The organism is Xanthomonas indica (assembly GCF_040529045.1).
GTDB lineage: Bacteria > Pseudomonadota > Gammaproteobacteria > Xanthomonadales > Xanthomonadaceae > Xanthomonas_A > Xanthomonas_A indica.
This window is the reverse complement of sequence record NZ_CP131914.1, coordinates 1033807-1054540: the sequence shown is the minus strand read 5'-3', so window position 1 is coordinate 1054540 and position 20734 is coordinate 1033807. Positions and strand designations below refer to the sequence as shown.

General features: G+C 70.7%; 21 protein-coding genes. 14 read left to right on the top strand and 7 right to left on the bottom strand.

The annotated features are described in order from the left end of the window. Nucleotides 1-371: 371 nt before the first annotated feature. The 4 genes from yegS to Q7W82_RS04430 all read right to left on the bottom strand — a co-directional run bounded on the left by yegS (nucleotide 372) and on the right by Q7W82_RS04430 (nucleotide 3022). On the bottom strand, nucleotides 372-1310 hold the full coding sequence (gene yegS / locus Q7W82_RS04445; RefSeq protein WP_242160193.1) for a lipid kinase YegS: 939 nt from the start codon (nucleotides 1308-1310) through the stop codon (nucleotides 372-374). A 217-nt stretch (nucleotides 1311-1527) separates the two neighbouring features. Further along, a complete protein-coding gene (locus tag Q7W82_RS04440) occupies nucleotides 1528-2010 on the bottom strand; it encodes a GNAT family N-acetyltransferase (protein WP_242084721.1) in 483 nt (160 codons plus the stop codon). Nucleotide 2011: 1 nt separating this feature from the next. After that, complete coding sequence (gene rpe, locus Q7W82_RS04435) at nucleotides 2012-2680, bottom strand: ribulose-phosphate 3-epimerase (RefSeq protein ID WP_242160192.1); 669 nt, start codon at nucleotides 2678-2680, stop codon at nucleotides 2012-2014. A gap of 9 nt (nucleotides 2681-2689) precedes the next feature. Then, complete coding sequence (locus Q7W82_RS04430) at nucleotides 2690-3022, bottom strand: DnaJ domain-containing protein (RefSeq protein ID WP_010341396.1); 333 nt, start codon at nucleotides 3020-3022, stop codon at nucleotides 2690-2692. A gap of 142 nt (nucleotides 3023-3164) precedes the next feature. Here Q7W82_RS04430 and Q7W82_RS04425 point away from each other — a divergent pair, with 142 nt between their 5' ends. The 4 genes from Q7W82_RS04425 (at nucleotide 3165) to Q7W82_RS04410 (ending at nucleotide 6196) form a co-directional block, all read left to right on the top strand. Beyond that, nucleotides 3165-4091 (top strand): phosphoribosylaminoimidazolesuccinocarboxamide synthase, encoded by a 927-nt coding sequence (locus Q7W82_RS04425; RefSeq protein ID WP_242160191.1) that lies wholly within the window; start codon nucleotides 3165-3167, stop codon nucleotides 4089-4091. Nucleotides 4092-4291: 200 nt separating this feature from the next. Beyond that, the gene (locus tag Q7W82_RS04420; protein ID WP_242160190.1) at nucleotides 4292-4885 is read left to right on the top strand and encodes a hypothetical protein; all 594 of its coding nucleotides are present in this window, start codon (nucleotides 4292-4294) and stop codon (nucleotides 4883-4885) included. Between the two features lie 59 nt (nucleotides 4886-4944). Then, nucleotides 4945-5199, top strand: a complete 255-nt coding sequence (locus Q7W82_RS04415) for a hypothetical protein (protein WP_242160189.1) — start codon at nucleotides 4945-4947, stop codon at nucleotides 5197-5199. A 514-nt stretch (nucleotides 5200-5713) separates the two neighbouring features. Further along, entirely contained in the window at nucleotides 5714-6196 is a 483-nt protein-coding gene (locus Q7W82_RS04410) for an Mpo1-like protein (RefSeq protein WP_242160188.1), read from the top strand. 119 nt (nucleotides 6197-6315) lie between these two features. Here the strand turns inward: Q7W82_RS04410 and Q7W82_RS04405 are convergent, their stop codons facing one another. After that, nucleotides 6316-7251: an NAD-dependent epimerase/dehydratase family protein gene (locus Q7W82_RS04405; RefSeq protein WP_242160187.1), complete on the bottom strand. Its 936-nt coding sequence runs from the start codon at nucleotides 7249-7251 to the stop codon at nucleotides 6316-6318. A 117-nt stretch (nucleotides 7252-7368) separates the two neighbouring features. On the opposite strand from Q7W82_RS04405, the gene Q7W82_RS04400 reads away from it, so the two are divergent. The 7 genes from Q7W82_RS04400 to Q7W82_RS04370 are packed head-to-tail and all read left to right on the top strand — an operon-like array spanning nucleotide 7369 to nucleotide 13565. Then, complete coding sequence (locus tag Q7W82_RS04400) at nucleotides 7369-7659, top strand: hypothetical protein (protein ID WP_242160186.1); 291 nt, start codon at nucleotides 7369-7371, stop codon at nucleotides 7657-7659. Next, entirely contained in the window at nucleotides 7656-10487 is a 2832-nt protein-coding gene (locus tag Q7W82_RS04395; protein WP_242160185.1) for a monovalent cation/H+ antiporter subunit A, read from the top strand. Before Q7W82_RS04400 ends, Q7W82_RS04395 begins: the two co-directional genes overlap by 4 nt. Continuing rightward, entirely contained in the window at nucleotides 10487-10852 is a 366-nt protein-coding gene (locus tag Q7W82_RS04390) for a Na+/H+ antiporter subunit C (RefSeq protein ID WP_017908199.1), read from the top strand. Before Q7W82_RS04395 ends, Q7W82_RS04390 begins: the two co-directional genes overlap by 1 nt. Further along, on the top strand, nucleotides 10849-12411 hold the full coding sequence (locus tag Q7W82_RS04385; RefSeq protein WP_242160184.1) for a monovalent cation/H+ antiporter subunit D: 1563 nt from the start codon (nucleotides 10849-10851) through the stop codon (nucleotides 12409-12411). Before Q7W82_RS04390 ends, Q7W82_RS04385 begins: the two co-directional genes overlap by 4 nt. Nucleotide 12412: 1 nt before the next feature. Then, nucleotides 12413-12916, top strand: a complete 504-nt coding sequence (locus Q7W82_RS04380) for a Na+/H+ antiporter subunit E (RefSeq protein ID WP_242160183.1) — start codon at nucleotides 12413-12415, stop codon at nucleotides 12914-12916. Further along, nucleotides 12913-13197 carry a K+/H+ antiporter subunit F gene (locus tag Q7W82_RS04375; RefSeq protein WP_019797516.1) on the top strand — a complete coding sequence of 95 codons (285 nt, stop codon included), beginning with the start codon at nucleotides 12913-12915 and terminating at the stop codon, nucleotides 13195-13197. The genes Q7W82_RS04380 and Q7W82_RS04375 overlap by 4 nt, the downstream gene beginning before the upstream one ends. After that, a complete protein-coding gene (locus Q7W82_RS04370) occupies nucleotides 13194-13565 on the top strand; it encodes a Na+/H+ antiporter subunit G (protein WP_242160182.1) in 372 nt (123 codons plus the stop codon). The genes Q7W82_RS04375 and Q7W82_RS04370 overlap by 4 nt, the downstream gene beginning before the upstream one ends. 64 nt (nucleotides 13566-13629) lie before the next feature. On the opposite strand, the gene Q7W82_RS04365 is transcribed toward Q7W82_RS04370, so the two are convergent. Then, nucleotides 13630-14580 (bottom strand): calcium/sodium antiporter, encoded by a 951-nt coding sequence (locus Q7W82_RS04365; RefSeq protein ID WP_242160181.1) that lies wholly within the window; start codon nucleotides 14578-14580, stop codon nucleotides 13630-13632. 208 nt (nucleotides 14581-14788) lie between these two features. On the opposite strand from Q7W82_RS04365, the gene Q7W82_RS04360 reads away from it, so the two are divergent. The 3 genes from Q7W82_RS04360 to fhuE all read left to right on the top strand — a co-directional run bounded on the left by Q7W82_RS04360 (nucleotide 14789) and on the right by fhuE (nucleotide 18968). Next, nucleotides 14789-15886, top strand: a complete 1098-nt coding sequence (locus Q7W82_RS04360; RefSeq protein WP_242160180.1) for a catalase family peroxidase — start codon at nucleotides 14789-14791, stop codon at nucleotides 15884-15886. After that, nucleotides 15883-16449: a cytochrome b gene (locus Q7W82_RS04355; RefSeq protein WP_242160179.1), complete on the top strand. Its 567-nt coding sequence runs from the start codon at nucleotides 15883-15885 to the stop codon at nucleotides 16447-16449. Before Q7W82_RS04360 ends, Q7W82_RS04355 begins: the two co-directional genes overlap by 4 nt. Before the next feature lie 353 nt (nucleotides 16450-16802). Further along, entirely contained in the window at nucleotides 16803-18968 is a 2166-nt protein-coding gene (gene fhuE, locus Q7W82_RS04350; RefSeq protein ID WP_242160178.1) for a ferric-rhodotorulic acid/ferric-coprogen receptor FhuE, read from the top strand. Between the two features lie 59 nt (nucleotides 18969-19027). On the opposite strand, the gene Q7W82_RS04345 is transcribed toward fhuE, so the two are convergent. After that, the gene (locus Q7W82_RS04345) at nucleotides 19028-20719 is read right to left on the bottom strand and encodes a diguanylate cyclase (protein ID WP_242160177.1); all 1692 of its coding nucleotides are present in this window, start codon (nucleotides 20717-20719) and stop codon (nucleotides 19028-19030) included. Nucleotides 20720-20734: the final 15 nt, after the last annotated feature.

The window sequence follows — 20734 nt, the reverse complement described above, 5'->3', positions numbered from 1 at the left end:
ACGGCTTTCCTTCCGGGACTCGGTGACAGGGCGGACGACGGCTGCAGGCCACCATCGCCACGCACGGCGAGCGGAAGTGAAGGAACGCGGGGTCGTCAGGCTGGACACGGCGGCTACTTTACCGCAACTGCGGCGACTGGCAACGGTTGCAGACGCCACCAATCGATCGCGGCGCGGAGGTGGTCGGTGAGGATGTCGCGTCGGGACTGAAGTCCCTCCCACAGGGATCCATTGCCTGGGTACATCTCCGTAGGAGCGGCCTCAGCCGCGACGGGCGTTACCGGGGATGCCGGTCGCGGCTGAAGCCGCTCCTACGAGAGCAACACGCGAGCGACACGATCGCAGATGGAAGGCGTGCGCTGCGGGGTTCGCTAGCGCCCGCGTGCCTGCAGCAGCGGCGAGGCCGGCGGCAGGTGCATGCGCAGGCGGCCGGGCACGCAGTCGATGCGGAAATGGCGCGAGGTTTCCGGTTCGCCATCCAGGTTCAGGGTCAGCGGCTGCGCCGCTTCGATCCGCAGCCACGGCAGGCGCGCGCGCACCGCCACTCGCTCCAGCGCGGCCTGTTTGCCGGACGTGACCAGGGTGCCCAGGGTCGCGGCGACTTCGCCGGTCAGTTCCGGCACCAGGGTCAGGTCGAGCAGGCCATCGTCGAGCAGCGCGTCCGGGCACAGCACCTGGCCGCCACCGGCCTGGCGGCCGTTGCCCAGGCCGAGCGCGATGAAATCGCCTTCCCAGGAAAACTCCGGCCCCTCGAAACGGGCCCGGATCGGATCGATCCGGCCCAGCCGGCTCATGCCGGTGACCAGGTAGGCCAGCCCGCCCAGCATCTTCTTCAGGCCTTCGTCGGTCTCCACCGTGACCTGGGTACCGAAGCCGCCACTGGCGACATTGGCGCACCAGTGCGGGCCGTGCTCGGCCTCGATGCGCAGCAGGTCGATCGGCTGCGCCGTGGTGCGGGCGATCAGTTCCAGCGCCTCCAGCGGCGGCAACGGGATGCCGGTGGCCGTGGCGAAATCGTTGGCCGTGCCCAGGGCCACCAGGCCCAGCACCGGCAATGCCGCGGCCGCCTCCTGGCGATGCGCCAGCGCGCTGGCAACCTCGCTCAGGGTGCCGTCGCCACCGGCGGCGACGATGCAGGCGGCGCCATCGGCCACCGCCTCGGCCACGTAGCGCTCGGCATCGCCCTGCTCCCAGGTGACCCGCACCTGCAGCGGCACGCCGCGTGCACGCATGTCCATGACCGCCTCGCGCAGCGTCTCGTCGCCGGCCGACTTGCCGTTGAGGATCAAACGCCAGTGCGCTGCAGCCATGCCAACCATCCCGGGGTGAGGCGCCCACGCTAACGGGCGCGGCATGGGCGATGCGTGAATCCCGGCGCGGCCGTTGTCATACGCACGTCACCGTGCGTCCGGAACATGGAAGGCCATAGCAAGGAAGACGGATGGAGGCAGGATCAGCCTCCGATTTATCTCCCAGGGGCCGCACCGGCGACGGTGCGGTTCTTTTCTTTTGGCCGCCCGGCGCCGCTCAGCCGGCGGCGAACCTGGCCAGCGCCTCGCCCTGCAGCCGGTAGACGGTCCACTCGTCCTGCGCGCGGGCGCCGACCGCTTCGTAGAAATCGATCGCCGGCTGGTTCCAGTCCAGCACCGACCATTCGAAGCGGCCGCAGCCCTCGGCCACCGCCTGCCGCGCCAGATGCTGCAGCAGCGCCTTGCCGGCGCCGACGCCGCGGTGCGCCGGGTCCACGTACAGGTCTTCCAGGTACAGGCCGTTGCGGCCCAGCCAGGTGGAGTAGTTGTAGAAATACACGGCGTAGCCGATCGGCTGGCCGTCGGCCTCGCAGATCAGTGCCTGCGCGCGGGCGTCGGCGCCGAACAGGCTGGCGCGCAGGCCGGCCTCGTCGGTCTGCACCGCGTCCTCGGCGCGCTCGTAGCGCGCCAGGTCGCGGATCAGGCGCAGGATCAGCGCCGCATCGTCGGCCACCGCCGGGCGGATGTGCAGCACCGCCATCTCAGCGCCCCGCCACCGCGGCGCGCATCTGCTTGATCACCTCGGCGTAGTCCGGTGCGTTGAAGATGGCCGAGCCGGCGACGAAGGTGTCGGCGCCGGCGGCGGCGATCGCGGCGATGTTGTCCGGCTTGACGCCGCCATCGATCTCCAGCCGGATCGGCTTGCCGCTGGCGTCGATGCGGGCGCGGATCGCGCGCAGCTTGTCCAGCGCCGAGGGAATGAAGGCCTGGCCGCCGAAGCCCGGGTTGACCGACATCACCAGCACCAGATCCAGGTCGTCCAGCACCCAGTCGAGGATGTCCACCGGGGTGGCCGGGTTGAGTACCAGTCCGGCCTTGCAGCCGTGCGACTTGATCAGCTGGATGCTGCGGTGCACGTGGCGGCTGGCCTCGGGGTGGAAGCTGATGATGCTGGCGCCGGCCTCGGCGAAATCCGGGATCAGCCGGTCCACCGGTTCCACCATCAGGTGCACGTCGATCGGCGCGGTGACGCCGTGCTTGCGCAACGCATGGCAGACCATCGGGCCGATGGTCAGGTTCGGCACGTAATGGTTGTCCATCACGTCGAAATGGATCCAGTCGGCGCCGGCGCGCAGCACGGTATCCACTTCCTCGCCGAGGCGGGCGAAATCGGCGGACAGGATGGACGGGGAGATGATGCAGTCGGACATGGCGGGGTCTCAGCGCTTGCGCAGGGTGCGGATACGGTCGTAGGCGGTGTTGAGCTGGCTGGCCTTCTTCTCGGCGCGGGCACGCAACTCGGGGCTGGCGCTGGCGACCTTGTCGGGGTGGTACTGGGACATCAGCCGGCGGTAGGCCAGTTCGATCTCGGCGTCGGTGGCGTCGCGGGTCAGGCCCAGCTCCCGGTACGGATCCTCGCGCTGGGACAGCTTGAACCAGTCAGCGTCGAAGGCATGCCCGATCAGCAGCCCGATCAGCGCGCCCAGCACCGGCGTGGGCCGCAGCAGCAGGGCCCCGGCGATGGCGCCGAGCAGTTTTCCGTACCAGGGCATGGGGCAAGGGCGGGCGCGGCGTCAGGGCCGTCCATTTTACGGCACAGCGGGGCATTCCGGCCGTACACTACGCGGCCCGCCGTCCGCCGCGGGCCCGCCGGGTCCCGGGACGGTCGCCATTGCGAAGTCCGTAGGAGTGCCTGTGTCCACCACGCTGTTGCAATCCGATCTGCCCGGCCTGCCCTTGCGCCACCGCGGCAAAGTCCGCGACGTGTTCGATCTCCCCCGCGAGCGCCTCCCGGCCGACGCGCCGCCCGGCGACTACCTGCTGATGGTGGCCACCGACCGCCTCTCCGCCTTCGACGTGGTGCTGCCGGACCCGATCCCCGGCAAGGGCGAGATGCTGTGCCAGGTCTCCAACTTCTGGTTCAAGAAGACCGAACACCTCATGCCCAACCACCTCACCGGCATCGACGTGGCCGCAGTGCTGCCCGAGGGCGTGGACACCGCGCTGTATGCCAAGCGCGCAGTGGTGACCCGCAAGCTCAAGCCGGTGCCGGTGGAAGCCATCGCCCGCGGCTACCTGATCGGCAGCGGCTGGAAGGACTACCAGCGCACCGGCAAGGTCAGCGGCATCGAACTGCCCGATGGCCTGCGCCAGGCCGAGAAGCTGGCCGAACCGATCTTCACCCCGTCGACCAAGGCCGCCGTCGGCGACCACGACGAGAACATCGACTTCGACGCCATGGTCAAGACCGTGGGCGCCGAACTGGCCGAGCGCGTGCGCGACGCGACCCTGCGCATCTACCGCTTCGCCGCCGACTTCGCCGCCGAGCGCGGCATCCTGCTGGCCGACACCAAGTTCGAGTTCGGCACCGACGCCGACGGCCGCCTGTACATCATGGACGAGATGCTGACCCCGGACTCCTCGCGCTACTGGCCGGCCGACCAATACGAGGTCGGAACCAGCCCGCCGAGCTACGACAAGCAATTCGTGCGCGACTACCTGGAGACGCTGGACTGGGGCAAGACCGCGCCCGGCCCGCGCCTGCCGCAGGACGTGATCGACCGCACCCGCGCCAAGTATGCCGAGGCGCTGCAGCGGCTGGCGGGGATTTCGATCGACTGAGTGGGGGGCCATGCGCCGGGTGGCCGGCGCATTGGGCTGATTGCACGAGGCGTCACCATGCGGTTCCTGGACGCGATCGGGCTGCTCATGATCCGATGGCTGTGCCCGACCAGGCTCGGGCACCCGCACGGATGATTGCCTGCCCCCAGAAGGATGCGTTGGCCAGCTCGCCTCGACTTTTTGCCGCGTTCGCACTTTCCATGGCACTGGCCGCCTGCAACCCTCGGCAGGCCGACGCCGCACCGACCGCAAACCCCGTCGCTGACGCATCCACCCGATCGCAGACAGCGCGCCAGGATGACGGCATTGCAGCGCTCGCCGAGTCCTTGCACCTGCGTTGTGAAAATGCGGCCAAGGGAAGCGGCTGCGTTTCGGGCAACATGGACGCCGGCGATTTCTACGATGTCGACATATCCCCACGCTGTGGCACAGACGGAAACTTCGCAGGCGTAGCCGACCACGACACCACACTTCTGGACGCCTTGCCGGTAACCGGCAGCAAGGCACAGGTCGCCGCCAAGCTGTCCGATGGGCAATTCGTCTGCATCCTCGCGACCGCGCATGCGGGTCAACAGGCCACCTACTACTACGTGGTCGCCCTCCCGCCTGCGAGCGTCAGCGCATGCCAGGGCAAGGCAATCTGCAAACAGTATGGCGAGCGTCCGGTCGACTTCGTGACGCAGCGCAAGCGGGGTCGACCGTGCACCATCCCAGCCAATGCGCGTCCTGAAGGCGACTGTGCGCAGGGATGGATCGAACCGCAGAAGCTGGATTTCTTCGCGAACGGACTGTGATCCGTCGCCACGCGCGGGGGTGCTCGATAGTGGTTGAGCGGGCGACTGCAACCCCGGCGTTGGACGATGTGGCCCCCGCGGCAATGCGCTGCCTCGGCTTCAGCCCCGACAAGCTGAAGGAGGTCAGCGTGGCGAACGACAAGGCCTTCGTCGCCGGGACCACGCCGGGCTTCCGTGCGGCGGTGGACCTGCAGCAGCCGGCACCGCCGCTGGAGCAGACCAGCGCGCAGTTGGCCCGCCAGTCCGCGCAGCAGCAGGAGTCGGTGCAGCGCGAGCAGCAGCAGGAAGCCAACAGGAGCATGGCGCGCGCCTGAGCCGCCAAACGGTGTGGGGCGATCGTGCCGACAGCGCGATCGCCCCTGATCGGCGACGCCACCGCTTGCCTGCGATGACCGGCCAGGCGGCGTCCGACGCATCTCGGACCTCGTTCGTCGAAACGGAAAAGCACGCCTCATACCTGCATCGGGCACGATCGAGCCGCCTGCAAGGTCCCCCTGTAGGCGCGGCTTCAGCCGCGACGGGCACGTTCCCGCTCAAACCCGTCGCGGCTGAAGCCGCTCCTACGGGACACGTCCCAGAGATTCTAGAGCCCCTCGAAAGGTCGCTCCGCTGGCCGGGCAGCCTGCATGCGGGCTGCGCGGGCGGGGAACGTTGCGGAGTCGGGTCCAACCGGTAAACGGGAAGGGCGTCCGTGCAGCGGGCAAAGGCTGTCCGCTCCGCCGGATCACCGCGGACGATCCCCTCGCCGCGGTCCTCGCCTCCCGCGGCCCGGTGTCTCCGCATCGCGCCAGCGATGGCGCTATGCTGGGCCGGTTCCTGGGAGGGAAGATGGATACCACCGCCTACGCGCGCCCGATCGACCGTTATTTCGCCAGTTATTCCGACGATCACCGCAATGTCGCCAACCAGCGCATCCACGTGGTCGCGGTGCCGGCGATCCTGTGGTCGGTGGTGGCGCTGCTGTGGTGCATCCCGGTGGGCGGCACCTGGTTCCAGAGCGGGCTGTGGGCGGCGCTGGGCATGTTCGCGGCGTGGATGTACTACAACCGCCTGTCGCGCCCGTTGGGCTACGGCATGCTGGCGGCGTTCTTCTTCTGCGGCTGCCTGTGTCGGCTGCTGGAAGCGCACCTGGGGCTGCAGGGGCTGTTGTGGCTGGCGATCGGCGTGTTCGTGGTGGCCTGGATCGCGCAGTTCATCGGCCATGCGCTGGAAGGCCATCGTCCCAGCTTCCTTACCGACCTGACCTACCTGCTGATCGGCCCGGCCTGGGTGCTGGCCAAGCTGTACCGGCGCATGCACTGGCGCTACTGAACGCGGCCGAGAACGCTGCCGGGCATCGCCAAATGAGCGGGGACGCCGGGTTTCCCTCGTCCACTCGATTGCAGCCCTCATCCGCATCGAGCTGGCGACTGCCGCGGTGCGACATCGAATCAACCCTGCTTCGCCGTGTCCCCGGTCTCCAGACCCAGCATCGCCGCATCCGGCGCGAAGGCGCGCGGCGCGTAGCCGAAATCCTGCCGCGCCGGTTGCAGATCGAACGCCAGGTCCTCGCGCATGCGCTGCAGCGCGGCGCGGTTCATGCCCTGCAGGCGGCCGCAGGCGTGGGCCAGCGTCAGCGCCAGTGCGAACAGCGCGTGCGGCAGCGACAGCAGCCGCGCCGGTGGCCTTAGGACGGCCAGGACCCGCCGCACCATCTCGCGATAGCTGAGCGTCTCGCCGCCACCAAGGGCATAGCTGCGCCCGTGCGTGGCCGGATGCGCCAGCACCGCCAGCGCCGCGTCGGCCAGGTCCTGCACGTGCACCGGCTGGCGCAGGCCGCTCGCGCTGCGTGGCAGCACGAACCAACCCGTGCGCCGCGCCAGCGCCGCGATCGCGCTGAGGGTGCGGTCGCGGCCGGCGCCATAGACCAGGGTCGGCCGCAGCACGGTCGCCGCCGCACCGCGCTCGGCGGCGACCGCGAACACGATGGCTTCGGCCTCGCGCAGGCGCCGGGCGACGTCGCGCTCGGCCGCATCCAGCGAGTCGCGCTTGACCTCCAGGCTGGTGGAGCCGAAGGCGACCACGCGCGCGGCCGCGACCGGCGCGCGCCGGTACCAGTCGGCGAAGGCGTCCAGCGGCCCGCAACTGAACACCACCTCGGCGGCCACCGGCGGCGCCTGCAGCGCGCTGAGTTCGCCGGCATGCCAGTGCAGGCCCGGCTGCGCCGCGCGCGCCTGGCGGGAATAGGCATGCACCTCCCAGCCGGCGGCCAGCAGGCGATGCAGCAGACGCTCGCCGATCTGGCCGCTGCCGCCGAACACCAGCGCAATGCGCGGCGACGCAAGGAACGAAGAGGAAGCGGATGCGGCGGCAGGCGAATCGGTCATCGACACAGGATAGTGCGTGTCCCGCCATTTGCGTCCGGACCGCGCACCGATCGGCACGCTACGGCCGGTGGCGACGGCAAGGCGCGGCGCAGGCATGCGCAGCCGCCGACGATCGCGATGCTCACCGCCGACCTGGCCCGCGCCGCGCGCAGCGCCGCGCGCATCGAAGGCGACGCCGCTGTGCTGCAGAACGCACCCCAACCTGGAACGCACGCGCAACATGGCAGGCGCACGCGTGCAGCGCCGACCTGCGACATTACCCACGCACGCGCGCTCGCAAGCGCGTCACTTGCCCGCAGCTACGCTGTCGGCATGCCCGTGCACGCCTTCCGTTCCCGCGCCGGCCACCGCCGTGATGCGCCTGTTACACTCGGGCTCCTGCTCGCGAATCTCGTATTCCCTGCATGATCCCAGCCCTCGACATCCTGCTGGCCTTGCCATTTCTGATGGCAGTGGCCGTGGTTGCCCTGCGCCACCGCTCGCGCGCCACCCTGGCCTGGGCCGCGGCGCTGGCGCCGTTGGCGGGACTGGCGGTGCTCGGCGCGCTGACGCCCACGGTGCTCGAAGGCGGCATCGTTCGCGCCGACCACGCCTGGTTGCCGCAGATCGGCCTGCAGTTCTCGCTGCGCCTGGACGGGCTGGCCTGGATGTTCGCCGGCCTGGTCCTGGCGATCGGTGCGCTGGTGGTGATGTACGCGCACTACTACCTGAGCGCGCGCGAGAACGCGGCGCGCTTCTATGGCTGCCTGCTGCTGTTCATGGGCGCGATGCTGGGCATGGTGATCGCCGGCAATCTGTTGCTGCTGATGGTGTTCTGGGAACTCACCAGCATCAGTTCGTTCCTGCTGATCGGCTTCTGGTCGCACCGCCAGGACGCGCGCGACGGCGCGCGCATGGCGCTGGTGATCACCGGCGGCGGCGGCCTGGCGTTGCTGGGCGGCGTGCTGCTGCTCGGGCGCATCGTCGGCAGCTACCAGCTCGACGCGGTGCTCGCCGCCGGCGACGTGATCCGCGCCAGTGCGCTGTATCCGTGGGCGCTGGGGCTGATCCTGCTCGGCATCTTCACCAAGAGCGCGCAGTTCCCGTTCCACTTCTGGTTGCCGCACGCGATGGCCGCGCCCACTCCGGTGTCGGCGTACCTGCACTCGGCGACGATGGTGAAGGCCGGCGTGTTCCTGCTGGCGCGGCTGCATCCGGCGCTGGCCGGCAGCGACCTGTTCTTCTACACGGTCAGCGGCATCGGCGCGATCACCCTGCTCACCGGCGCCTGGTTCGCGATCTTCCAGCACGATCTCAAGGGCCTGCTGGCGTATTCGACGATCTCGCACCTGGGCCTGATCACCATGCTGTTCGGGCTGTCCACACCGATGGCGGTGGTGGCCGGCGTGTTCCACATCCTCAACCACGCGGTGTTCAAGGCCTCGCTGTTCATGGCCGCCGGCATCATCGACCACGAGACCCACACCCGCGACATGCGCCGGCTCGGCAACCTGCGCCGCTGGATGCCGATCACCAGCGCGCTGGCGATCACCGCCTCGCTGTCGATGGCCGGCATCCCGCTGCTCAACGGCTTCCTGTCCAAGGAAATGTTCTTCGCCGAGGCGCTGGGCGCCGACGGCCCGGCGGCGATGCGCGTGTTCACCGCGACTTCGGCGCTGCTGGCCGGCGTGTTCGGCGTGGCCTACAGCCTGCGCTTCGTCTACGAGACCTTCTTCGGCCGCGGCCCGCGCGACCTGGACACGATGCCGCACGAGCCACCGCGCTGGATGAAGATTCCGGTGGAGATCCTGGTGCTGGTGTGCGTGGCGGTCGGCATCGTGCCGGCGCTGACCGTGGCGCCGGTGCTGCGCGCTGCCGCCGGCGCGATCCTCGGCGATGCCCTGCCCGACTACAGCCTGGCGGTGTGGCACGGCTGGAACGCGCCGCTGGCGATGAGCATCGCCGGCGTGGTCGGCGGCGTGGCGCTGTATTTCGGCCTACGCCGGCTGACCGCGCTGTATACCGAAGTGCGCCGCTCGCTGGGCAAGCGCGTGTTCCACTGGCACGTGCAGACCCTGTTCGGCCTGGCCGCGCGCTTCACCCGCGTGCTCGCCAACGGCAGCCTGCAGCGCAGCCTGCGCTGGCTGGTGCTGGCCGCGGTGGTGGTGGCCGCCGCGCCGCTGCTACGCGCGGCGCCGCTGTGGCAGCAGTGGCCGGCGCCGCAGGGGATGCCGCTGCTGGGCTGGGGCCTGTGGCTGCTGATCCTCAGTTGCGCGCTGTCCACGCTGTTCCTGTATCGGCAACGGCTGCTGGCGGTGCTGGTGCTGGGTGGCAGCGGGCTGGGCGTGAGCCTGGTGTTCGTGTTCCTGTCGGCGCCGGACCTGGCGCTGACCCAGTTGCTGGTGGAGATGGTCACCCTGGTGCTGATGCTGCTGGGCATGAACTACCTGCCCAAGGCCTCGCCACCGGAGCCGCGGCGCTGGCGGCGTTGGCGCGATGCGGCCCTGGCGATCGCCGCCGGTGGCGGCATGGCGCTGCTGGCGTATTCGGTGATGACCCGGCCGGCAACGACCATGGCCGGCGAACTGCTGCAGCGCGCGCTGCCGGAGGCCTATGGCCGCAACGTGGTCAACGTGATCCTGGTGGACTTCCGCGGCTTCGATACCTTCGGCGAGATCACCGTGTTCGGCATCGCCGCGCTGGTAGTGCACGCGCTGCTGCGGCGCGCGCGGATGGCACCGGAGAAGGTCATGCCGGGGCCGCCGATCAAGCTGCCGGTACCGGCCGACCTGGCGCAGCTGATGTTCCCGCTGACCATGACCGTGTCGATCTTCCTGTTCCTGCGCGGCCACAACGCGCCCGGCGGCGGCTTCATCGCCGGGCTGGTGCTGGCGGTGCCGCTGCTGATGCAGTACGTGATCCAGGGCGCGGCCTCGGTGGAGTCGCGCTTCGGCTTCGACTACATCCGCTGCATCGGCCTGGGCCTGCTGCTGGCCACGCTCGGCGGCATGGTCTCGATGCTGTTCGGCGTGCCGTTCCTGACCAGCGGCCATCTGGACCTGGACGTGCCGCTGATCGGCAGCGTGCCGCTGGCCAGCGCGCTGATCTTCGATACCGGCGTGTACCTGGTGGTGTTCGGCGGCACCATGCTGACCCTGTCGATGATGGGCACGATCAAGCCTTCGCGCACCCGCGATTCGCAGCGCGGGCAGATCGATCCGACGCGGCGGTCGGCCATCACCGGGGAGATGCCCTGATGGAACTGGCACTGGCGAGCGCGATCGGGGTGCTGACGGCGGTCGGCGTGTACTTGCTGCTGCGCGCGCGCAGCTTCGACGTGATCCTGGGCATGACCGTGCTGTCCTATGCCACCAACCTGCTGATCTTCGCCGGCGGCCGGCTGGTGCAGGGCAAGGCGCCGGTACTGCGCGACGGCATCGCCCCGACCCTGGCCGAGCACGCCGATCCGCTGCCGCAGGCGCTGGTGCTGACCGCGATCGTGATCGCCTTCGCGATGACCGCGGTCAGCATCGTGCTGGCGATGCGCAGCCGCGGCGACAACCACAGCGACCACGTCGATGCGCGCCCGGACCCCGATCCTGCCGACGGGGAGGCGCCGTGACCCATCTGCTGATCCTGCCGATCCTGATCCCCTTGCTCGGCGCGGCGCTGTCGCTGTTCGTGGAGCACCGCCGCTACGGCCGCAAAGTGCGCCGCGTGGTCGCCTGGACCGCGATGGCGGCGCTGGCCGCGGCGGTGCTGGCGCTGTGCGTGCAGGTGAGCGATGGCCAGGTCCACGCCTACCTGCTCGGCGACTGGCCCTCGCGGCTGGGCATCGTGCTGATGGCCGATCGCCTGTCGGCGTGGATGCTGGCGACCACCACCCTGCTCGCCGGCGCCTGCCTGCTGCACGCCTGCGCCGGCTGGGACCGCCGCGCGCCGCATTTCCATGCGCTGTTCCAGTTCCAGCTGGCCGGCCTCAACGGCGCGTTCCTGACCGGCGACGTGTTCAACCTGTTCGTGTTCTTCGAGGTGATGCTGATCGCCTCCTACGGCCTGCTGCTCAGCGGCGGGCGCAGCCTGCGCCTGCGCGTGGGCTTCCACTACGTGGTGTTCAACGTCACCTCCTCCACCGTGTTCCTGATCGCGCTGGGCCTGCTGTACGCGCTGCTCGGCTCGCTGAACATGGCCGAGCTGTCGCAGCGCGTGGCGCAGGCGCCACCGCAGAACGTGGCGCTGATCAAGGCCGCGTTCGGCCTGTTGCTGCTGGTGTTCTGCGCCAAGGCCGCGCTGCTGCCGCTGTACCTGTGGCTGCCGGAGACCTATGCGCGCGCGCCGGCGCCAGTGGCGGCGCTGTTCGTGATCATGACCAAGGTCGGCCTGTATGCGGTGCTGCGGGTGAGCACGCTGATCCTGGGCAGCCAGGCGCAGGCGCTGGACGGCTACGGCCGCAACTGGCTGCTGTGGCTGGGCCTGGCGACGTTGCTGCTGGCCGCGCTGGGGGTGCTGGCGGCGGTGCGCCTGCGGGTGCTGATCGGCTACCTAGTGATCGTGTCGGCGGCGACGCTGTTCGTGGCCTTCGCCCTGGACGCGCCGGGCACGCTCGGCGCCGGGCTGTACTACCTGGCGCACAGCAGCTTCGTCGCCGCGGCGCTGTTCATGATCGCCGACCTGATCCGGCGTCGCCGCGGCGGCGCCAGCGACCGCAAGGAGATCATCGCGCCGCTGCCGGGCAAGACCGTGCCCGGCGTGCTGTTCCTGATCGCGGCGATCTCGGTGGCCGGGCTGCCGCCGCTGTCCGGCTTCCTGGCCAAGGTGGCGATCCTCAGCGCGACCCCGGGCGGGCTGAACGCGCCGGTGTGGGCCGCGGTGCTGCTCAGCAGCCTGATGGTGATCATGGGCCTGACCCGCGGCGGCGTGCGCCTGTTCTGGCGCGTGCCCGGCGACCAGGAGGCAGCCGAGGACGGCACCGTCGAGCTGCCGCGCCCGGCGCCGCGCAAGGCGCCGGCGCGGCCGCTGGAAACCGCCGCCACCGTGCTGCTGCTCGGCTACGGCGTGGCGATGACCGTGGCCGCCGGGCCGCTGCTGCGCTACAGCGAAGCCGCCGCCGCGCAACTGCTGCGCCCGGCCGACTACACCACCCAGCTGCGCGCCACCGCGCCGATCCTGCGGGAGCCCTGACATGTCCGCCCGTCCCTGGTCGCGCCGCCTGTTCCCGTCCTGGCCGCTGAGCCTGACCATCATCGCGTTCTGGCTGCTGATGAGCGACAGCTTCAGCCTCGGCCAGCTGCTGCTGGGGGCGGTGCTGGGCGTGGCGGTGCCGCTGTTCGCCGCGCGCCTGGACCGCGAGTTCGCCCGCATCGGCTCGCTGCGCTCGGTACCGAAGATGCTGTGCGTGGCGGCGTGGGACATCGTGCGCTCCAACGTGGTGGTGGCGCTGCAGGTGCTCGGCCCGGAGAAGCGCATCCACCCCGGCTTCATCTGGGTGCCGCTGGACATCGCCAACATCCACGGCATCGCCGCGCTGACCAGCATGATCACCCTGACCCCGGGCACGGTGTCGGCGGCGCTGTCGGACGACCGCAAGTACCTGCTGGTGCACGTGCTGCACCTGGACGATGCCGAGACCGTGATCCGGCAGATCAAGACGCGCTACGAGGCGCCATTGATGGAGATCTTCCCATGAACAGCCACATGTTCATCGAGACCACGATCGTGGTGTGCATGCACGTGGTGGCGCTGGCGATGCTGCTGGCGCTGTGGCGGCTGCTGCGCGGGCCGACCGTGCCCGACCGCATCCTGGCGCTGGACACGCTGTCGGTGACCGCGATCGCCGAGCTGATGCTGTTCGGCATGTACCTGGATTCGCCGGTGTACTTCGAGGCCGCGCTGATCATCGCCATGCTCGGCTTCGGCAGCACCGTGGTGCTGAGCAAGTACGTGCTGCGCCGGGACATCGTCGAATGATCGGCGTGTTGCAGGTGGGGCTGTCGCTGCTGCTGATCGTCGGCTGCTTCTTCATCCTGATCGGCGCGCTGGGGCTGGTGAAGCTGTCGGACTTCTTCAAGCGCCTGCACGCGCCGACCAAGGCCAGTACGTTGGGCGTGGGCTGCGTGCTGCTGGCCTCGGTCGGCTACCACCTGTTCCTGGGCCAGGACCCGCAGCCGCGCGAGCTGCTGATCACCGCGTTCCTGTTCATCACCGCGCCGATCAGCGCGCACATGATGGCCAAGGCGGCGCTGTCGCTGATGCTGGAGCAACGCCCGCAGGTGCCGGGCAGCGACCATGCCGAGCAGGAAGGGCTGCCGCCGCCGGAGCAGCCGGACGGGCGCTGAGCGTGCGGGTCTGCGTAGGAGCAGCTTTTCCGATTCCCGATTCTCGATTCCCCACTCTCGGCACTCACGCCACCAACGCCAGCTCCAGCCCCACCCACGCCAGGAACGCCACCAGCAGCACTGCACCCTCGCCGCGGCTCAGGCGCATGTCGCCGCGCAGCATCGGGTACAGCACCACCGCCAGCGCGATCGCCGCCGGCAGTTCCAGCCGCACGAACGAGGCCGGCAACGGCAGCGGCCGCAGCGCCGCCATGCCGCCGATCACCACCAGCAGATTGAACAGGCTCGAGCCCAGCACGTGGCCGACCACCATGTCGCCCTGGCCACGGCGCGCGGCGGCCACCGCGGCGGCCGCTTCCGGCAGCGCGGTGCCGATGGCCACCGGCAGCAGGCCGACCAGCAACGGCGACAGGCCCCAGGCCGCGCCCAGCCGCGGCGCGTGCTCCACCACCAGATTGGCGCCGGCGTTCAACAGCACCAGGGCGATCAGCAGGCGTAGCAGGTTCAGCACCAGTCCGGTCCGGGTCACCGCGTAGCCGGACACGCCGAGCTGGCGCGCGGCCGGCTCGTGGCGCGCGCGCAGCAGCAGGAAGACGACCACGCCGACGAAGGCCAGCAGCAGCGCCACGCCTTCGGCGCGCGAGATCGCGCCATCCAGACCGAAGCCGATCAGCGCCAGCGTCGCCAGGGTCAGCAGCACCAGCAGCGGCGGCAGCAGGCGCGTGCGCAGCAGCAGCGGCGCCGCCAGCGCGGCCAGGCCCAGGGTCAGGCCGAGATTGGCCAGATTGCTGCCGACCGCGTTGCCCAGCGCCAGGTCCTGCGCGCCGGCTGCGTAGGCGCTCGCATTGACCGCCAGTTCCGGTAACGAGGTGCCGAAGGCCACCAGCAGCAACCCGGCCACGAACGGCGAGGCGCCGCAGCGCTGCGCCAGGCCGGAGGCGGCCTTCACGATCGAATCCCCGCCCAGCGCGAGGAACGCCAGCCCCACCAGCACCCACCCGATCGCACCGGCCATCGCCGACTCCCTGCCCGCAAGATGCGGCGATTCTATGCGCAGCGCCGATGACGCCGCCGTGGTCGTGCCCGGCCGGTCATGGCACGCTGCCGCGGCCGGTCGCGTGCAGGCCGCCACCACTGCACGGCGTTCATGCCCGACCGTGTCTGCTAGCGCCTGCGCCGCGCCCGCCCGCGCCCTCCCTCGCCGCCGCCACAGGAGCCGCCCCATGTCCCGTCCCGATTCCACGCCGCCGCGCCGGCGGCCCTGGCCGGCGCTGGCCGCCATCGCCGCGATCGCCGCGGTGCTCGCCGCCGCCTTCGCCTGGAGCGCCGGCTGGCTGGGCGGCCCGCAGCGGCTGACCGCGCAGCGCATGACCGACGCCATCGAAGCCGGCGGCCCGCCGCATCCGGGCTTCCGCCGCGCGCACAGCAAGGGCGTGTGCGTCAGCGGCTATTTCGAGGGCAACGGCCAGGGCAGCGCGCTGTCCTCGGCGCGGGTGTTCGCACAGGCCTCGGTGCCGGTGCTGGGCCGCCTGTCGATCGGCGGTGGCGACCCGCATGGCGCCGACGGCGCCGCCCGCGTGCGCAGCATGGCGCTGCAGTTGCGCAGCGACGACGGCCAGGAGTGGCGCACGGCGATGAACAGCTTCCCGTTCTTCGTGGTCGCCAGCCCCGAGGGCTTCATGGCGCAGACCGTGGCCGCGCGCCCGGACCCGGCCACCGGCAAGCCGGACCCGGCGAAGATGGCGGCGTTCCTGCAGCGCTACCCGGAAGCGAAGAAGTTCCAGGAATGGGCCAAGACCGCGCCATGGTCGAATAGCTGGGCCAACACCCAGTACAACGGCGTCAACGCGTTCCGCTTCACCGCCGCCGACGGCAGCACGCACGCGGTGCGCTGGTCGATGCGCCCGCAGACCCCGTTCGCACCGCTGTCGGCCGAGCAACGTGCCAAGGCCGATGCCGATTTCCTCAGCGAAGACCTGCAGGCGCGGCTGGCGCGCGGCCCGCTGCGCTGGGACCTGGTGCTGACCGTGGCCGCACCCGGCGATCCGGTCGACGACCCCTCGCAGCCCTGGCCGCAGGACCGCCAACAGGTGGTCGCCGGCACCCTGGTGCTGGACCATGCCGAGCCGCAGGCCACCGGGCCGTGCCGCGACCTCAACTACGATCCGCTGATCCTGCCGCGCGGCATCGCCGGCTCCGGCGACCCGATCCTGGCCGCGCGCTCGGCGGTGTATTCGCAGTCCTTCAACCGCCGCGAGCGCGAGATCGCCCGTGGCCAGGCGCCCGACGCCACCGGCACGCCGCACGGAGGTGCGCAATGAACCGCGACGACCGCGCCGCGCACTTCAACCTGCTCGCGCGCGTACTGCACTGGCTGATGGCGGCGATGATCCTGACCATGCTGTTCGTCGGCGTGGGCATGGTCGCCTCGGTATCGCAGCGGCCCTGGCTGCTGGACCTGCACCGCCCGCTCGGCATCGCCATCCTGCTGCTGGCGCTGGTGCGCCTGGGCAACCGCCTGCGGCACCGGCCGCCGCCGCTGCCGGCCGATCTGCCGCGCTGGCAGCAGGTGGCCGCGCACGCCTCGCACTGGCTGCTGTACGCGCTGATGCTGGCGATGCCGCTGCTGGGCTGGTCGATGCTCTCGGCCGGCGGCTACCCGATCGTGCTGTGGCCGGGCGTGCAGTTGCCGCCGATCGTCCCGCACAGCCCGGCGCTGTATGCCTGGCTGCGCAGCGCGCACGGCTGGCTGGCCTACCTGCTGTTCGCCACGGTGCTGGCGCACCTGTGCGCGGCGCTGTTCCATGCTTGGGTGCGCCGCGATGGCGTGTTCTCGAGCATGGCGCGCGGCCCGGCGGCGGACGCGCGGCGCGAGCAGGGGTAGTCCACCCGACGACATCCACGCGCCGCGCACGCTGGCCCGCTGAGCGCACAGCGGCTGGCGCGGTGGCGCCATGCGCGAGCCGCGCCCAGCGTTTGTGTCGGCGCCGACATGGTCGCGGCTGCGGGCGGCCAGTACACTTGTCGGCGGACGGGCGCGCTCGTCCGCCCCTGTTCTTCCCGCGCACCGGGTATCCCCCTGGGAATCCGGCGCCGCGGCCGCGCCAGCCAGCGCCGTTGTCCCGCAGCCCGCCACCTCGGCGGGCGGGCCCGCACGCCAAGCCAGCTCACCCTCGATCGTCGCCCGGCGCCGCATCCGCGCCGGCGATGGCCCTGCCTGCTGCCTTGGAGTCCGCGATGTCACGTGTTACCCCCACCTGCCGTTTTCCGCGCCGTTCGGCCCTGGCCGTGGCCTGCCTGCTGGCCGCCGTGCCGGCGTTCGCCGCGACCCCGAGCGCGTCCGCCGACGACGGCGCGGACGATGCCGAGCGCGACGTCACCACCCTGGACAAGATCAGCGTCAAGGGCGAGCGCGCCGAGGGCTACAGCGTGCGCAAGACCAGTGCCGGCACCCGCTTCACCCTGGCGCCGCGGGAGATCCCGCAATCGGTGAGCATCATCAGCCACCAGCGCATCGAGGATCAGGGCCTGGACGACATCATCGACGTGCTGGAGAACACCACCGGCGTGTCCAGCACGCGCTCGGACAGCGAGCGCTTCGAGTTCTACGCGCGCGGTTTCTATATCGACAACTACCAGTTCGACGGCATCCCGACCACGATGGTGCAGAACTGGAGCTACGGCGATTCGGCGCTGGACCTGGCCCTGTACGACCGCGTGGAGGTGGTGCGCGGCGCCACCGGCCTGCTCACCGGCGCCGGCAATCCTTCGGCCTCGGTCAACCTGATCCGCAAGCACGCCGACAGCGCCGAACTGACCGGCAGCGTCACCGTCAGCGCCGGCAGCTGGGGCCGCACCCGCTCCACGGTCGACGTCACCACCCCGCTCAACGCCAGCGGCACCGTGCGCGCACGGGTGATCGGCAGCTACCTGGACACCGATTCGTACGTGCAGCGCTACAGCCAGCGCAAGTCGCTGGGCTATGCGGTGATCGATGCCGACCTGACCCCGGACACGCAGCTGAGCGTGGGCTACGACTACCAGAACAAGCACTCCGACGGGGTCACCTGGGGCGGCTTCCCGCTGTGGTATGCCGACGGCAGCCGCACCGACTACCCGCGCTGGTTCAACCCGGCCGCCGACTGGACGTTCTGGGACACCACCAGCAAGCGCGCCTTCGCCACCCTGCAACACGGCTTCGGCAACGGCTGGCAGCTCAAGCTCAACGCCACCCACGACCAGACCGACGTCACCGACAAGCTGTTCTACCCGTACTACACCATCTACGGCTTCGACCGGCAGACCGGCGCCGGCGTGGTGCCGTACTCGGGCTACTACATCATCGGGCGCAAGGTCGACGGCCTGGACGCCTACGCCGAAGGCCCGTTCCAGTTGGGCGGGCGCGCGCACGAACTGATGGCCGGGGTCAGCTACAACCGCCGCCGCTACGTAAACACCGGCGCCTTCGACTTCCCCGGGCCGCTGCCCAGCTACCTGGGCTGGACCGGCGCGTATCCGGAGCCGGCCTGGTCGCCGATCAGCGAGTTCAGCCGCGGCACCGTCACCCAGAAGGCCGGCTATGCGGCGGCGCGGCTGTCGCTGGCCGATCCGCTGAAGCTGATCGTGGGCGCGCGCTACACCGACTGGAAGGTGGACGGCAGCGAGGGCGGGGTGGGCTACGTCCTGCACCAGGAGAAGACCACGCCCTATGCCGGCCTGGTGTACACGCTCGACGACGTCTGGTCGGTCTATGCCAGCTACACCGACATCTTCCAGCCGCAGACCGCGCGCACCGCCAGCGGCGCCTACCTGGATCCGGTGATCGGCAAGAGCTACGAGGCCGGAGTCAAGGGCGCCTGGTTCGACGACCGCCTCAACGCCGCGCTGTCGGTGTTCCGCATCGAGCAGGACAACGTCGCCCAGGCCACCAGCGGATTCGTGCAGGGCACCACAGAGACCGCCTACATCGCCGCGCAGGGCACGGTCAGCCGCGGCGTGGAGTTCGAATTGAACGGCGAACTGGCGCCGGGCTGGAACGCCACTTTCGGCGCCTCGCGCTATGTCGCCAAGGATGCCGCCGGTGCCGACATCAACAGCCAGCTGCCGCAGACCACGCTCAAGCTCTACAGCAGCTACACCCCGCGCAGCCTGAGCGAACTGACCTTCGGCGGCGGCGTCAACTGGCAGAACCGCATCTACTACGTCGACGCCACCTACGGCCGCTTCGAGCAGAGCGGCTACGCGCTGGTCAGCGCCTTCGCGCGCTACCGCCTGTCGCCGGCGTTCTCGGTGCAGCTCAACCTCAACAACCTGCTGGACAAGCGCTACTACGCGCAGATCTACGGCTACGGCGCCTGGGGCGAGCCGCGCAGCGGGACGCTGAGCTTCAGCTGGTCGTTCTGAGCCGACCGCCGACGCCCACGCATGCCGCGGCGCGGCATGCGTGGCGATGGAGGAGGCGCTTAGGCCTCGACGGCGCGCAGCGGCGCGTCGCCGGCGGCGGCGACGCGGTTGCGGCCGCTGCGCTTGCCGCGGTACAGCGCCGCGTCCGCGCAGCGCAGCAGGTCCTCAGTGCTGCGGCCGTGGTCCGGGTAGGCGGCCACGCCGATCGACACGGTCACCGGCGGCAGCGCCTGGCCCTGGTGCTGCACCCGCAGGTCCGCCACCGCGGCGCGGATCTGCTCGGCGCGGCGCTGCGCCACGTCGGCGGCGGCGCCGGGCAGGATCACCGTGAACTCTTCGCCACCGTAGCGGCAGGCGATGTCCTCCGGCCGCACCAACCCGGCCAGCAATTGGCCGAACGCCGCCAGCAAGGCATCGCCGCCGGCATGGCCGAGGCGGTCGTTGAGCGCCTTGAAGTGGTCCAGGTCCAGCATCATCAGCGCCAGCGGCTGCTCGCGGCGCTCGCAGCGGGCCAGCTCGCGCAGCAGCGATTCTTCCAGGTAGCGGCGGTTGTACAGCCCAGTCAGCGGATCGCGGATCGACTGCATGCGCAGGCGCTGGCGCAACTGCAGGTTGTGCAGCGCCATCGCCAGTTGTTCGGCCACCACCTCGACCAGCGGCAGGCGCTCGAGCACGGCCGGGTCGCGGCTGGACAGATGGATCAGGCCCAGCGGCTCGCCCTGCACCACCATCGGCACGCAGGTGCCATGCAGCACCGCGCCGGCGGCGTGGGCACAGGCCGGCGCGGCGCCAGGCCGCTGGATCTGGGTGGCGCGGCTGCGCAGGCCTTCGCAGCCGTTGAGCGGCAGCGTCGGCGCGCACAGCGCATCCTCGCCCCAGTGGGCCACGCAGACAGCCTGCTCGCCCGCCGCGTCGGTGCAGTACACGCTGCAGCCGGCGTCGCCGAGCAGGCGCTCCAGGGCCTGCCGCGCGACCTCCACCGCCTCGTCCGGCTGCACGCAGCTCTGCAGTCCGCGGCTGCAGCGGTTGAGCGTGCGCAGATCCTGTTCGGTGCGCTGCATCTGCTGCACCGTGCCCACCAGCAGCGCATTGGCCTGGTGGCCGCGCTGCTCGGCCTGGCTGCGGCGGCCGATCTCGCGGCGCAGCAGCAGGTACAGCACCAGGGTCAGCACACACACCGCCGGGATGCCGACCACTGCCAGCCGGCGCAGCAGGTCGGCGTTGGCGGCGGTGGAGCGGGCACTGCCGGCCAGCGCCGCGCGCTCGCTGCGCACCATGGTGTCGGTGTTGCGGCGGATCGCCTGCGACAGCGCGCGGCCACGGCGCGCGCGCTCGGGGTCGGGCTTGAGCGTGCCCGCCGCCTTGCCCTGGAAGCGGGCCACGGCGCGCGCGCTGTCGCGCATGCGTGCCTCGATCTGGGCGCGGACCTCCTGTAGCCGCTGCTGCTGGGCCGGGTTGTCCTGCAACAGCGTGGCCAGCTGCTGCAGCCGCGGCGGCAGCGCACGCTGGCACTGCTGGAAATCGACCAGGTGTTCGTGGGTTTCCAGCAGCAGGAAACCGCGTAGGGAGGCATCGCAGTCGGCGAGGTTGAGCTGCAGGCCGTCGATCTCGGCGATCACCCGGTGGCTGCGTTGCACCGCCGCGGTATCGGCGAGGAAGCGCTGGCTGCCCACCAGCACGCCGCCGCTGATGCCCAACAGCAGCAGCAAGGCCAGCGGCACGCCATAGCGGTTGATCGTGGTGGAGGGCATGGCGTCGGCCAATGG

What these genes read in the sequence shown, in the direction of transcription:
- yegS (WP_242160193.1), bottom strand. Translation starts at nt 1,310, where the DNA reads ATGGCTGCAGCGCACTGGCGTTTGATCCTCAACGGCAAGTCGGCCGGC.
- Q7W82_RS04440 (WP_242084721.1), bottom strand. Translation starts at nt 2,010, where the DNA reads ATGGCGGTGCTGCACATCCGCCCGGCGGTGGCCGACGATGCGGCGCTG.
- rpe (WP_242160192.1), bottom strand. Translation starts at nt 2,680, where the DNA reads ATGTCCGACTGCATCATCTCCCCGTCCATCCTGTCCGCCGATTTCGCC.
- Q7W82_RS04430 (WP_010341396.1), bottom strand. Translation starts at nt 3,022, where the DNA reads ATGCCCTGGTACGGAAAACTGCTCGGCGCCATCGCCGGGGCCCTGCTG.
- Q7W82_RS04420 (WP_242160190.1), top strand. Translation starts at nt 4,292, where the DNA reads ATGGCACTGGCCGCCTGCAACCCTCGGCAGGCCGACGCCGCACCGACC.
- Q7W82_RS04410 (WP_242160188.1), top strand. Translation starts at nt 5,714, where the DNA reads ATGGATACCACCGCCTACGCGCGCCCGATCGACCGTTATTTCGCCAGT.
- Q7W82_RS04405 (WP_242160187.1), bottom strand. Translation starts at nt 7,251, where the DNA reads ATGACCGATTCGCCTGCCGCCGCATCCGCTTCCTCTTCGTTCCTTGCG.
- Q7W82_RS04400 (WP_242160186.1), top strand. Translation starts at nt 7,369, where the DNA reads ATGCTCACCGCCGACCTGGCCCGCGCCGCGCGCAGCGCCGCGCGCATC.
- Q7W82_RS04395 (WP_242160185.1), top strand. Translation starts at nt 7,656, where the DNA reads ATGATCCCAGCCCTCGACATCCTGCTGGCCTTGCCATTTCTGATGGCA.
- Q7W82_RS04390 (WP_017908199.1), top strand. Translation starts at nt 10,487, where the DNA reads ATGGAACTGGCACTGGCGAGCGCGATCGGGGTGCTGACGGCGGTCGGC.
- Q7W82_RS04380 (WP_242160183.1), top strand. Translation starts at nt 12,413, where the DNA reads ATGTCCGCCCGTCCCTGGTCGCGCCGCCTGTTCCCGTCCTGGCCGCTG.
- Q7W82_RS04375 (WP_019797516.1), top strand. Translation starts at nt 12,913, where the DNA reads ATGAACAGCCACATGTTCATCGAGACCACGATCGTGGTGTGCATGCAC.
- Q7W82_RS04370 (WP_242160182.1), top strand. Translation starts at nt 13,194, where the DNA reads ATGATCGGCGTGTTGCAGGTGGGGCTGTCGCTGCTGCTGATCGTCGGC.
- Q7W82_RS04365 (WP_242160181.1), bottom strand. Translation starts at nt 14,580, where the DNA reads ATGGCCGGTGCGATCGGGTGGGTGCTGGTGGGGCTGGCGTTCCTCGCG.
- Q7W82_RS04360 (WP_242160180.1), top strand. Translation starts at nt 14,789, where the DNA reads ATGTCCCGTCCCGATTCCACGCCGCCGCGCCGGCGGCCCTGGCCGGCG.
- Q7W82_RS04355 (WP_242160179.1), top strand. Translation starts at nt 15,883, where the DNA reads ATGAACCGCGACGACCGCGCCGCGCACTTCAACCTGCTCGCGCGCGTA.
- fhuE (WP_242160178.1), top strand. Translation starts at nt 16,803, where the DNA reads ATGTCACGTGTTACCCCCACCTGCCGTTTTCCGCGCCGTTCGGCCCTG.
- Q7W82_RS04345 (WP_242160177.1), bottom strand. Translation starts at nt 20,719, where the DNA reads ATGCCCTCCACCACGATCAACCGCTATGGCGTGCCGCTGGCCTTGCTG.